Here is a 12,441-nt window from a genome sequence, read left to right as displayed (position 1 = left end):
TCACATCCTCACTCGGGGGTCGAGGGCCGCGTAGAGGACGTCGGCCAGCGTGCCCGCGATGAGCACCAGGATCGCGGCGAACAGGATGGATCCGGTTGCGGCGTTGATGTCGTTGTTCGACACGGAGTCGATGAGGTATTCGCCCATGCCGTGCCAGCTGAAGATCTTCTCCGTCACGGCCGCGCCCGCCAGGATGGTGCCGAACGAGTAGGCGAAGAAGGTCGACATGGGGATCAGTGCGACGCGCACGCCGTGACGCATGATGGCGGATCCGCGGGTGCGGCCCTTCGCGCGTGCCGTGCGGATGAAGTCCGAGGACAGCACGTCGAGCATCGCGCTGCGCTGGTACCGGGAGTAGGAGGCTGCCGCGGTCACGGTGAGCGCGATCGTGGGCAGCAGCAGATGCGCTATTCGATCGCCTATGACGGGCCAGAACCCGGTGACCCCGACGCTGTACTCGCCGGTGAAGTTGATGAGTTGCTGACCGGACGCGTTGTTGACCCAGGTCGCGCCGATCATGAGGAGTACCGCGATCACGAAGATCGGCGTCGCGAGAACGGTGAACGACGCGTAGGTGATGATCTGATCACTCGCGCGGTACTGGCGGATGGCTCCCCATACACCGAGCAGGATGCCGAAGATCGCGCCGAGGATGGAGCCGATGATCAGCAGTCGGAGGCTCGTGCCGGCCCGTTCGATGATGTCAGCCGTCACCTCGGTGCTGCGAGTGGAGATTCCGAGGGAGCCGGTCGTGACGAACTGGACGAGCCAGTCCCACATGCGCTGCAGCAGCGATACGTCAGGATTGACGCCCATCTTGTCGAGCGCGGCGTCGATGCTGGACTGCGGGACGGGGGGATTCTTGCCGAGGAACCGCGCCGCCGGCTGAAGTGTGGTGGAGACGAGGGCGTAACCGGCCAACGTGGCGATGACGGTGAGGATGAGATAGTTCACCAATCGCTTGGCGATGAATCCGATCATGGAGCTCCTTCGGCGCGGGATCGCCGCGCACCCGACATCTGTTGCGGCCTCGCTACTCTAGGCACCCGAGTCCCGCTTTCCAAAACTCCGGCATATCCTCTTCGATCGCCGGCAGGCTCCCCATGTTGCCATGTTCACGGTGGTCAGGCTGGCGCGACGCGGTGTCAGCCACGACGCGACCCCGTTTCAGCCACACGATCCTGCGGCTTGAACGACAACTAGGTAACGATCCGGACAACACGTGCCTGACATGCCGGTGTACGGGGCGATTATCGATGATGTTGCTCCATAGCCGGTCGCTGTCTTCGGTACCCGGCTCGGACGAGTCCTGTGCAGTCTGCACGAAACGATAGAAGGGGGAGATCGATGAAGTCGAACTCCAAGAAATGGGCGGGCCTCGCCGGGATCGCCGCGGTCGCGCTGGCGCTCTCTGCGTGCGCGCCCGCCACGAACGGCGGAAACGAGGGGGACGGCGGTTCCTCGCCCGAGGCGCTTCCCGGGACCGGCTGGGTCGCCGCAGACCGCGACGCCGTCAAGGACGGCGGCACGCTCAACCTGCCGCTCGACGAGACGCCGGCCAACTGGAACCTCTACAACCTCGATTCCGGCACCGTCGACGACAACACGATCGCGAGCCTGTTCACCCCCGGTTTCGTCGTCGTGAACGAGGACGGCAGCTGGGAAGCCGACCCGAACTTCGCCACGTCGGTCGAGCTCAAGAGCGAGGACCCTCAGGTCGTCGAGGTCAAGATCAACCCCGACGCCGTCTGGTCCGATGGCACTCCCATCGGTGTCCAGGACTTCCAGGGCCAGTTCAACGCCCTGAACGGCAAGAACGAGGCGTACGCCCCGACGTCCACCAACGTCTGGTCCGACATCGCCTCCGTCGAGGCCGGTGAGAACGACCAGGATGTGCTGATCACGTTCGCGAACAAGAACGCCGACTGGCCCTCCATCCTCGGCACCGGCACGATCTACCCTCGTTGGCTCACGGAGACGCCGGAGAGCTTCAACACCGCGTGGGCGAACGGTCCGTTCGCTGCTGACGGTTCGACCTACGTCTCCGGCGGTCCGTTCATCGTCAGCAAGTTCGACGCGACCGGCAAGACCATCACGTTCGAGCCGAACCCGACGTGGTGGGGCGACAAGCCGAAGCTCGACACGATCAACTACAAGGCGACCGACCGGTCGACCGTCGGCCAGGCGTTCGCCAACAAGGAGTTCGACGCCGTTCCGATCAACTCCAGCGTCGACACGCTCGAGTCCGCGAAGGCGCGCTCCGACTCCGAGATCCTGAACTCGAAGGGTGTGACGTACAGCCACGTCACGCTCAACGGCACCGCCGGCGTGTTCGAGGACGTCGAGGTCCGTCAGGCCTTCGCGAAGTCGCTCGACCGTCAGATCATGGCTCAGGCCGTCATCGAGCCGCTGGGTGTCGAGCCCGAGGTCCTGAACAACCTCATCTTCCTCAACGGCCAGAACGGCTACGAAGACGACGGTGCGGACATCGCGTTCGATGTCGACGCCGCGAAGAAGCAGCTGGAAGACGCCGGCTGGGTCGAGGGCGACAAGGGCATCCGCGAGAAGGACGGCACCAAGCTGACCGTTCGCCTCGTGATCCCCTCGGAGACCCCGAACTCGGCGATCCTCTCGCAGCAGATCCAGCCGATGGCCGCCAAGGCGGGCTTCGACGTCAAGATCGACACCGTCCCGTCGGCCGACTTCTTCACGAAGTACATCACGACCGAGACGCGTGACTTCGAGGCGACGATCTTCGCGTGGCAGGGTACGCCGTACCCGATCTCCTCGACGGAATCGATCTTCAACCCGGCCGACTCGGGGCAGAACTTCCCCGGTGTCGCGGATGAGCGTCTGGACGATCTGTGGGCGAAGGCCAACGCCGAGCTCGACCCCGAGGCGCGCCTCGAGATCGCGAAGGAGATCGACAAGATCATCATGGGCGAAGCCGTGACGATCCCGCTCGCGGCACGACCGAACCAGTACGCGATCGCCGACGGCCTCGTGAACTACGGTCCCTCGCAGTTCGAGTCGGTCACCGGCGCGAAGTTCTGGGAGAACGTGGGCTGGGCCAAGTAAGCCCCGTTCGCACCCCACACTGGGCGGTCCCTTCGGGGCCGCCCAGTGTGCTTTCCCCGGCACAGCAGCGCGCGAATCGGGGATTCACACCGCCTGACCGTAGAATCGAGGGGACATGTCCCCACGCGCTCTCACACCTCTTCAGCCTGCCTCGACGCCGGCTGCGCAGATCCGCAATTTCTGCATCATCGCCCACATCGACCACGGCAAGTCCACCCTCGCCGACCGGATGCTCCAGATCACCGGCGTCGTCTCGGATCGCGACATGCGGGCCCAGTACCTCGACCGGATGGACATCGAGCGCGAGCGCGGCATCACCATCAAGAGCCAGGCCGTGCGCATGCCGTGGCAGCTCGACGGCCAGACCGTCGCCCTGAACATGATCGACACCCCGGGCCACGTCGACTTCACCTATGAGGTCTCGCGCTCGCTCGCGGCATGCGAAGGCGCGATCCTGCTCGTGGACGCGGCGCAGGGCATCGAGGCCCAGACGCTGGCGAACCTCTACCTTGCGCTGGAGAACGACCTCCACATCATCCCGGTGCTCAACAAGATCGACCTGCCGGCCGCCGATCCCGAGAAGTACGCGAAGGAACTCGCATCCCTCATCGGCGGCAAGCCCGAGGACGTGCTCCGCGTCTCGGGCAAGACCGGCGTCGGCGTCGAGGAGCTGCTCGACCGGCTCGTCAAGGAGATCCCCGCCCCGAAGGGCGACGCGGACGCGCCGGCGCGCGCGATGATCTTCGACTCGGTCTACGACGCCTACCGCGGTGTGGTCACCTATGTGCGCATGGTGGACGGCAGCCTCTCGCCCCGCGAGCGCATCCAGATGATGTCGACCGGAGCGAATCACGAAGCGCTCGAGGTCGGTGTGTCGAGCCCGGAGCCGACCCCGACCAAGGGACTCGGGGTGGGCGAGGTCGGCTACCTGATCACGGGTGTGAAGGACGTGCGTCAGTCGAAGGTCGGCGACACGATCACGACGTCGCGCAAGCCCGCGTCCGAGGCGCTTCCGGGGTACACGGACCCCAAGCCCATGGTGTTCTCGGGTCTGTACCCGATCGACGGCAGCGACTACGCGGAGCTGCGTGAGGCGCTCGACAAGCTGAAACTCTCCGACGCCTCGCTCGTGTACGAACCGGAGACCTCGGTGGCCCTCGGCTTCGGCTTCCGCTGCGGATTCCTCGGTCTCCTGCACCTGGAGATCATCACCGAGCGTCTCGCGCGAGAGTTCGACCTCGACCTCATCACCACCGCACCCAGCGTGATCTACGAGGTGCTCACGAGCGACACCGGCGAGACCGTCACCGTGACCAACCCGAGCGAGTACCCGGATGGGCGCATCGGCTCGGTCTCGGAGCCGATGGTGAAGGCGGCGATCCTGCTGCCCAAGGACTACGTCGGCACCGTCATGGAGCTGTGCCAGTCCCGCCGTGGAACGCTGCTCGGCATGGAGTACTTCTCGGAGGAACGCGTCGAACTGCGCTACAACATGCCGCTCGGTGAGATCGTGTTCGACTTCTTCGATCAGCTCAAGTCGAAGACCCAGGGCTACGCGTCGCTCGACTACGAACCGTCCGGGCAGCAGGAGGCCGACCTCGTCAAGGTCGACATCCTCCTCCAGGGCGAGAAGGTCGACGCGTTCAGCTCGATCGTCCACCGAGACAAGGCCTACGCCTACGGCACGATGATGGCCGAACGCCTGCGCAAGCTCATCCCTCGCCAGCAGTTCGAGGTTCCGATCCAGGCCGCGATCGGCGCGCGCATCATCGCCCGAGAGACGATCCGCGCGATCCGCAAGGACGTGCTCGCCAAGTGCTACGGCGGTGACATCACCCGCAAGCGCAAGCTCCTCGAGAAGCAGAAGGAGGGCAAGAAGCGCATGAAGATGGTCGGTCGCGTCGAGGTCCCCCAGGAGGCGTTCATCGCCGCGCTGTCGGGCGACGTCGAGGGCAAGGACAAGAAGTAGCACGTGCCGCTACCGGCCTACGAGCGGGGAATCACGCGTCATCCTGTCGCGACAGCGCCGGTGGGCATGCGGATCGCCGAGCATTCGACCGTGGTCGATCCGGCGGCGCGCGATGCCGTCGCGGCGTTGGTGTGCTCGTGGGAGTTCAAACGACGCGCCGGATTCGCGGTGCCGTCCGAGGAGCCGACACCGGGACTCGAAGGGGTGCTCGCGAAGCGCCTGCTCGGCATCCGCTTCGTCGAGCCGGTGCGTATCGTCTGGGCCGATGAGAGCGGCTTCGGCTACGAGACGCGACCCGGGCACCCGATCTACGGCGAGGAGTCGTTCCGGATCGACGAGCGCGGTGTGTTCACAGCGCGGTCCATCTCCTGCCCTTCCACCGCACTCTGGCGTGTTCTCGGTCCTGCCCTGCGGATGGTGCAGCGCGCGACCCATGCGCGCTACGTGAAGATCGTGCAGGCCGAAGCAGCGGCTTCCCGCACGCAGTGACGCTCGACTGAGCGGGTTCACTGACCGAAGATGTGTCGCCGTGCGGCGCGTGGGGGTGTTCGCTCAGGCAACGGGAAGTAGGCTGGAACTCATGCGGCGCGGGACTTTCCGAGACGACACGGTGGACTATGCGGCCGTGGGTGCGACCCACGCGCCCGATCTGATGCAGTACCCGCCGGAGCGCAGCATCCCGGCGGAGGAATCCTGGCGGATCGGTAGCGGCAGCGAGCGCTTCCAGACCGCCGGTGAAGCGCTGCTCTCGTGGACGGCGCAGCGCGCGGCCGGACTCTCCGTCGAAGACGTGCGTCCGGCGCCCGGCCCCGCCTACGCGGGGGTGAGCTTCGACGCGGAGGGCAACCCGATCGCGCCGAGCAAGCGTGACGTCGAGCCCCGCTACGACGCGGAGGGCATGCCCTTCGTCGGCGCGGGGATGACTCTTCATCTGCGCGGTCGCGTCGGCAGCATGCGTGCGGACGCGGAGCTCCGCGTGATCTCGGTGACCGAGGAGACCCGGCGCATCGGCTTCGTCCTCGGCACCGTCGGCGGATCCGTCGTCCGTGGCGAGGAGTCCTTCGACGTGGACTGGCGTGAAGACAACGACGAGGTCTGGTTCACCGTCCGCGCCTTCGACGCTCCGCACGCGCTGCTGTACCGCACCGTGCCGGCGCTCGTGAAGCGCCGTCGTCGTGAGCTCTTCGCGCGCTACCTCCGCGCGATCTCCCCGCTCTACGCGACCCCCCTGTGATGGCGGGACCGCTTCCTCTGGGAGACCCTGCGCCGGCAGACGGACATCTGCCCGACGACCTTCCCTTCGACGCGAGTGTGCCGTTCTCGGCCTACCTGCACATCCCGTTCTGCACGGTGCGCTGTGGTTACTGCGACTTCAACACCTACACGTCGACCGAGCTCCGCGGCGCCAAGCAGGAGGATTACGCATCGACGCTGATCTCTGAGATCGGCCTCGCCCGTCGGGTGCTGGCCGACGCGGGGGCGCTGCGGCCGATGGACACCGTCTTCTTCGGTGGTGGCACGCCCACGCTGCTGCCGGCTGGCGATCTCGCCCGGATGCTGGAGGCCGCGACCTCGGCCTTCGGATTGGCAGAGGGCGCAGAGGTCACGGTGGAGGCGAATCCTGACACCGTGACGCCCGCGGTCGCGCGGACGCTGGCCGCCGCCGGTGTGACGCGGATGTCGGTGGGCATGCAGTCGGCCGTGCCGCACGTGCTCGCCTCCCTCGACCGCACGCACCGGCCCGAGAACGTGACCACCGCGGTCGCCGCGGCGAAGGACGCGGGTCTCGCGGTCAGTGTCGATCTGATCTACGGGGCGCCGGGGGAGTCGCTCGCCGACTGGGAAGTCTCGCTCGACGCGGCGCTCGCGCTGGAGTCCGACCACATCTCCGCGTACGCGCTGATCATCGAGGACGGCACGAAGCTCGCTCGCCAGATCCGCCGTGGAGAGGTTCCGACCCCCGACGACGACGTGCAGGCCGACATGTACGAGCTCGCCGACGCCCGTCTCGCGGCGGGGGGCTTCGACTGGTACGAGGTCAGCAACTGGGCACGCACGCCCGAGCAGCGGTCGCGGCACAATCTCGCGTACTGGCGCGGGAGTGACTGGTGGGGCTTCGGCCCCGGAGCGCACAGCCACGTCGCCGGGCTGCGCTGGTGGAACGTCAAGCATCCGGCGGCATACGCACAGCGGCTCGCGGCATCCGAGTCACCCGCAGCCGGCACGGAACGACCGGACGCCGAGTCGCGGACGCTGGAGCGGATCCTGTTGCTGAGCCGCATCCGCGAGGGCATCGCTATCGACGAGGTGCCCGCCGCGAACCGACGCAACGTCGCCGGGCTGATCGCCGACGGGCTCGTGGACCCGGCCGCCGCCATCCGCGGCCGGGTCCAGCTGATGCTTCGTGGTCGGCTCCTCGCCGATGCCGTCGTGCGCGAGCTCACCGACTGATCGGCCGATGCGGGCGGGCTCAGCCCGGGAGCAGGTCCATCCCCGCGGTCCGGCGCTGCGGCAGCGTCGCGCTCGTGGTGTCGAAGATGCGCGTCTGTCGGCCGGGCCCGTACGCCGGCCAGCCGGGGTCGCCGTTCGTGACGAATCCCACCCAGGCCGCGTTCATCTCGTACGCAAGCGTCTGCGGCGCGTCGTGGCCCGCCAAGCGCACCGTCTCGTCGTCCGCGAGCCGATCGAAGACGAAGCCGAGCTCGAGTGCATGCGCGGCCCGCAGATCGCGAACCGGACTCTGCCACGCGAACTCGTACACGTGCGTGCGCTCCGGCCGCGCAGCCGCCAGGCGACTCAGTGGCGCCCGCAGCAGCATGTCCGTGACGAGCTGCCCGAACACCTCGCCGGTGTTCGCCCCGGGGAAGGCCGAGCGGTACTCGCGCACCGCGCGCTGCGGGATGCGGGAGAGGATCCGCGCCGCCTGCAGCTTCAGCTCGCTGATGCCGGCCAGAGCCGCGGGCGGGAACCACAACCGGTACTCGTCGGTGTTGCTGCCGATCAGGAGGGGCGTGTCGATGTCGCCGAGCACCTCGTGCGGTGAGCGCGGCAGGCTCTCCGGGTCGATCGCGAACTGGAAGCCGGGAGCTCCGCCCAACGGGGACGAGCCTGCGGACTGGGCTTTCCGCGCCTCGAGCAGCTGACCGGGTGAGAGCGCGGCGAACGAGTCACGGTCCGCCCGGACTCCGAGGTGCTTCGCGAGCCGTGCGGTCACCCGTCCCGCCTTCTTCGCCGGCTGTGCAGCCAACGGTCCGGATTCGATGATCGCCCGATGGATCAGCTCGCGGGATTCGTCGCGCGCGAGGAGCCCGGCGACGATCGCCCCGCCGGCGGATTCTCCCATCGCGGTGATCTGCGCGGGATCACCGCCGAACGCGGAGATCTCGCGGTGCACCCACTCCAGCGCCGCAGCGGCGTCGCGCAGTCCGAGGTTTCTCGGTGCACCTTCGAGTACCGAGAAACCCTCCGAGCCCAGGCGGTAATTGATGGAGACGAACACGATCCCCGCTTTCGCGAAGACCGTGCCGTCGTAGAGGGGCAGAGCAGCGGTGCCCCGTTCCAGCGCCCCGCCGTGGATCCACAGGAGCACCGGCGCCGCGGAGGCCCCGGACGGTGCCCAGACATTGGCCGTGAGGATGTCCTCACCGTCGATGCGCACGGAGCCGAGGAGCTCGCCGATCGCGCCGGCGTAGGGAAGCTGGGGTGCCGTGGGGCCGAACTGCGTCGCCTCACGGATGCCCTCCCACGCCGGCACCGGTTGCGGGGCGCGGAACCTGTTCTCGCCGAAGGGCGGCGCGGCGTAGGGCATGCCGAGGAACCGGACGATCCCTTCCTCCTCGGAGCCGCGGACGGTGCCGCTGGACAGGGTGGCCCGGGGGGAGGAGGTCATGAGCGTCATCCTAGGGTCGCGCATCCGCGCTACGGAGAATCCCGAGCTGCACGGGGTAGGATTGGCACTCTGAACGTCCGAGTGCCAGCGGAAGGGAAGGGCGATGGTCACAGAGCGAGGACTCCAGGTTCTCCGCGCGATCGTGCAGGACTACGTCGAGACCCACGAACCCGTCGGCAGCCGTTCCATCGTCGACCGGCACTCCTTCGGCGTCTCGGCGGCGACGATCCGCAACGACATGGCGCTGCTCGAGGACGAAGAGCTCATCACGGCGCCGCACACCTCGTCCGGTCGGGTGCCGACCGACAAGGGCTACCGCGTCTTCGTGAATCACCTGGCGCAGCTGCGGCCGCTCTCGTCCGCGCAGCGCTCGGCGATCGAGTCGTTCCTCGGCGAGCCCGCTGACCTCGACGACCTGATGGTGCGCACCGTGCGGGTGCTGACGCAGCTCACCGGTCAGGTGGCGCTCGCGCAGTACCCCTCGTTCGCACGTGCTCACGTCACGCACGTCGAGCTGGTGGCGTTGGCCCCCAATCGTCTCCTGATCGTCCTCGTGACGGACGCCGGCGGTGTGTCGCAACGCGTGGCCCAGCTGCCGGAGGCCATCGACGAGGCCGAGATGGCGGTGCTGCGCGCGCGCATGGCCGCCTTGATCACCGGTCACGGCATCGGCGAGGCCTCCGACCGGCTGCAGGCACTGCTCGCCGTTCAGGACGCGCCGAAGGATCACGTGCTGCGCGCGATCGCGAGCGTCGTCATGGACGAGCTCAGCGGTTTCCGCCAAGAGCGTCTGGTGATGGCGGGAGCAGCCACCCTGGCCCGTCGCGAACAGGACTTCCGCGGCAGCATCCATCCGCTCCTCGAGGCGATCGAGGAGCAGGTGACCCTGCTGCGGCTGATGAGTGAGATGGTGACCGACGAGCACGGGCTCGCGGCCAGCATCGGCACCGAGAACGCGCCGTTCGGCCTCGGCGAGGCATCGATCGTCGCCAGCAACTACGCGGCGCCCAGCGGCACCGCGCGCGTCGGCGTGATGGGGCCGACGCGGATGGATTATCCGAGCAATCTCGCGGCGGCGCGGGCGGTCGCCCGCTACCTGTCGCGGATGCTCGACGAAGACGAGGCCGGCCGCTGACGCGGTCGCGACCGGAAGACACACGCAGAAAGGCGATTGTGGCGGACCACTATGAGGTTCTCGGGGTGTCCCGAGACGCTTCCACCGACGAGATCAAGAAGGCGTATCGGCGCCTCGCGCGACAGCTGCATCCGGATGTGAATCCCGGTGAGGATGCGGCGGAGAAGTTCAAGCTCGTCACGCACGCGTATGACGTGCTGAGCGACGACGAGTCGCGGCGCCGCTACGACATGGGCGGAGGAGACGGCGCCGCTGGCAACTTCGGCGGATTCGGCGGGTTCGGCGACATCTTCGAGACGTTCTTCGGTGCCTCCCAGGGCGGCGGTCGCGGCGCACGACCCCGTTCGCGCCGGGAGCGCGGACAGGATGCTCTCGTGCGTGTCACGCTCGACCTCGGTGACGTCGTCTTCGGCGCGCACCGCGACATCGACGTCGACACCGCCGTGCTGTGCGAGACGTGCCAGGGCTCCTGTTGCCAGGAGGGTACGTCCCCCGTCACCTGCGACATCTGCGGCGGCTCCGGACACGTGCAGCGTCAGGTGCGCAGCCTGCTCGGCAACGTCGTCACCTCTCAGCCCTGCGGCACGTGCGAGGGCTACGGCACCACCATCCCGTTCCCGTGCGGCACCTGCGGAGGCCAGGGCCGCGTGCGCTCGCGTCGCACGGTCTCGCTCGACATCCCCGCCGGCGTCGAGACCGGCCTTCGCCTTCAGCTGCCCGGCTCGGGCGAGGTCGGCAAGGCGGGCGGCCCGAACGGCGACCTGTACGTCGAGGTCACGGTCAACGCCCACCCCGCTTTCAGTCGTGAGGGCGATGACCTGCTCGCCACGCTCGAGGTGTCGATGACCGACGCCATCCTCGGCACCGAGACCACGATCCAGGGGCTCGACGGCGAGGTCGACCTCGAGATCCGCGCGGGCGTGCAGTCCGGCGACGTGCTCACCATCAAGGGGCGTGGCATCACCCCGCTCCGGGGCACCCAGCGCGGAGACCTGCGCGTCGGCGTGCAGGTGCTGACGCCCACCCGGCTGGACTCCGCGCAGCGGGCGCTGATCGAGGACTTCGCGAAGAAGACCAAGGCTCCGGATCCGCAGCTCGCGCAGTTCCAGCCCGGTCTCTTCTCGAAGCTCCGCGACCGTTTCCGCAGCCACTGATCATGGCGCTGCACTTCCTGGTCGAGTCGTCGACGGATGCCGGAGTCGGCGACCTCGTGTCGTTGACCGGCGCTGAGGCGAAGCATGCCGCCGTCGTGCGGCGCCTGCGGGTCGGCGAGGCGGTCACGGTCGGCGACGGCGCGGGCGTGTGGCTGATCGGTGCGGCCGAAGAGGTGTCCCCGACCCGCGTCGAGGTGCGGATCTCCGACCGCGTCGAGCATCCGGCTCCGAGCCCTCGGATCGTTCTGGTCCAGGCGCTCGCGAAGGGCGACCGCGACGAGCTGGCCGTGCAGGCGGCGTGCGAGCTCGGCGTCGACGAGATCGTGCCGTGGCAGGCGAGCCGCAGCGTCTCCCGCTGGGAGGGACCGAAGGCGGTCAAAGGTCGCGAACGGTGGGCGACCATCGTGCGCGAGGCCGCGAAGCAAGCCCATCGGGCCTGGGTGCCCGAGGTCACCGCACCGGTCTCGACGACGCAGCTCGCCGAGCGGGCGACCTCGCAGCGCGTGCTGCTCCTCGACCCCACCGCATCCGTGCGCCTCTCCGAGATCTCGGCCGACGATCGCGATCTGGTGCTGGTCGTGGGGCCGGAAGGCGGGATCGCCGAGGAAGAACTCGACCGGCTGACAGCTGCGGGCGCCGAAAGAGTGCTCCTGGGCGACACGGTGCTGCGGACGTCGACGGCGGGCCCGGCGGCGATCGCCGTGCTGTCGGTCGCGCTCGGCCGCTGGTGAGCTGCGTTCCGGCCGCCCACGGCGTCAGGCCGCTGGGGACGCGGCGATCAGTAGACTTGATCGCATGACGGAACCCTCGATCTTCACGCGCATTCTGAACGGGGAGATCCCTGCCGAGATCCTCGGCGAGACCGACCGCCTGTTCGCACTGCGTGACATCGCCCCGCAGGCACCGGTGCATCTCCTCGTGGTGCCGAAGACCGCGGAGTACCGCGATGTCACCGAGCTCGCCGCAGGGGATCCGTCCCTGCTGGCGGAGATGGTGGCGTTCGCCGGGAAGCTGGCCGCCGAGCACACCGACGACGGCGACTTCCGCCTCGTCTTCAACACCGGCACGAACGCCGGACAGACCGTTTTCCACGTCCATGCCCATGTGCTGGCCGGGGGATTGACCGAGAAGAGCGTCGGTGCCTGACAACAACGAACCGCAGGAACGCAGCCTGGGCGGTCGACCGCCCGAGGCCGTCGAGAAGATCTATGCCGAT

Annotated in this window: 11 protein-coding genes; 9 read left to right on the top strand and 2 right to left on the bottom strand. The window is 68.1% G+C overall.

The window, feature by feature from the left end; all coding sequences use genetic code 11:
• On the bottom strand, window positions 1–981 hold the full coding sequence (locus tag CQ034_RS04880) for an ABC transporter permease (RefSeq protein ID WP_029261704.1): 981 nt from the start codon (window positions 979–981) through the stop codon (window positions 1–3).
• Between the two features lie 366 nt (window positions 982–1,347).
• Here CQ034_RS04880 and CQ034_RS04875 point away from each other — a divergent pair, with 366 nt between their 5' ends.
• From CQ034_RS04875 to hemW, 5 genes are all read left to right on the top strand, one after another.
• Window positions 1,348–3,078, top strand: coding sequence for an ABC transporter family substrate-binding protein (locus CQ034_RS04875; protein WP_051662504.1), 1,731 nt, complete (start codon window positions 1,348–1,350; stop codon window positions 3,076–3,078).
• Window positions 3,079–3,193: 115 nt separating this feature from the next.
• Entirely contained in the window at window positions 3,194–5,047 is a 1,854-nt protein-coding gene (lepA, locus tag CQ034_RS04870; RefSeq protein WP_105710106.1) for a translation elongation factor 4, read from the top strand.
• A gap of 3 nt (window positions 5,048–5,050) precedes the next feature.
• Window positions 5,051–5,536: a DUF1990 family protein gene (locus CQ034_RS04865; RefSeq protein ID WP_146114797.1), complete on the top strand. Its 486-nt coding sequence runs from the start codon at window positions 5,051–5,053 to the stop codon at window positions 5,534–5,536.
• A gap of 91 nt (window positions 5,537–5,627) precedes the next feature.
• Window positions 5,628–6,281 carry a DUF1990 family protein gene (locus CQ034_RS04860; RefSeq protein ID WP_029261708.1) on the top strand — a complete coding sequence of 218 codons (654 nt, stop codon included), beginning with the start codon at window positions 5,628–5,630 and terminating at the stop codon, window positions 6,279–6,281.
• Window positions 6,281–7,498: a radical SAM family heme chaperone HemW gene (gene hemW, locus CQ034_RS04855; RefSeq protein ID WP_105710104.1), complete on the top strand. Its 1,218-nt coding sequence runs from the start codon at window positions 6,281–6,283 to the stop codon at window positions 7,496–7,498. The genes CQ034_RS04860 and hemW overlap by 1 nt, the downstream gene beginning before the upstream one ends.
• A 19-nt stretch (window positions 7,499–7,517) precedes the next feature.
• On the opposite strand, the gene CQ034_RS04850 is transcribed toward hemW, so the two are convergent.
• Window positions 7,518–8,936, bottom strand: a complete 1,419-nt coding sequence (locus CQ034_RS04850; RefSeq protein WP_258134054.1) for a carboxylesterase/lipase family protein — start codon at window positions 8,934–8,936, stop codon at window positions 7,518–7,520.
• Window positions 8,937–9,039: 103 nt separating this feature from the next.
• On the opposite strand from CQ034_RS04850, the gene hrcA reads away from it, so the two are divergent.
• The 4 genes from hrcA (at window position 9,040) to CQ034_RS04830 (ending at window position 12,371) form a co-directional block, all read left to right on the top strand.
• Window positions 9,040–10,071 (top strand): heat-inducible transcriptional repressor HrcA, encoded by a 1,032-nt coding sequence (gene hrcA / locus CQ034_RS04845; RefSeq protein ID WP_091036953.1) that lies wholly within the window; start codon window positions 9,040–9,042, stop codon window positions 10,069–10,071.
• Window positions 10,072–10,109: 38 nt separating this feature from the next.
• On the top strand, window positions 10,110–11,225 hold the full coding sequence (gene dnaJ / locus CQ034_RS04840) for a molecular chaperone DnaJ (RefSeq protein WP_105710102.1): 1,116 nt from the start codon (window positions 10,110–10,112) through the stop codon (window positions 11,223–11,225).
• A 2-nt stretch (window positions 11,226–11,227) separates the two neighbouring features.
• Window positions 11,228–11,956, top strand: a complete 729-nt coding sequence (locus tag CQ034_RS04835) for a 16S rRNA (uracil(1498)-N(3))-methyltransferase (protein WP_105710101.1) — start codon at window positions 11,228–11,230, stop codon at window positions 11,954–11,956.
• A gap of 64 nt (window positions 11,957–12,020) precedes the next feature.
• Entirely contained in the window at window positions 12,021–12,371 is a 351-nt protein-coding gene (locus CQ034_RS04830) for an HIT domain-containing protein (RefSeq protein ID WP_029261715.1), read from the top strand.
• The last annotated feature ends 70 nt before the right edge of the window (window positions 12,372–12,441 follow it).

The sequence above is a fragment of the Microbacterium sp. MYb45 genome (assembly GCF_002979655.1).
Classification (GTDB): Bacteria; Actinomycetota; Actinomycetes; order Actinomycetales; family Microbacteriaceae; genus Microbacterium.
Note: the sequence above shows the minus strand (reverse complement) of the source record. Positions and strands in the feature narration are given on the sequence as shown.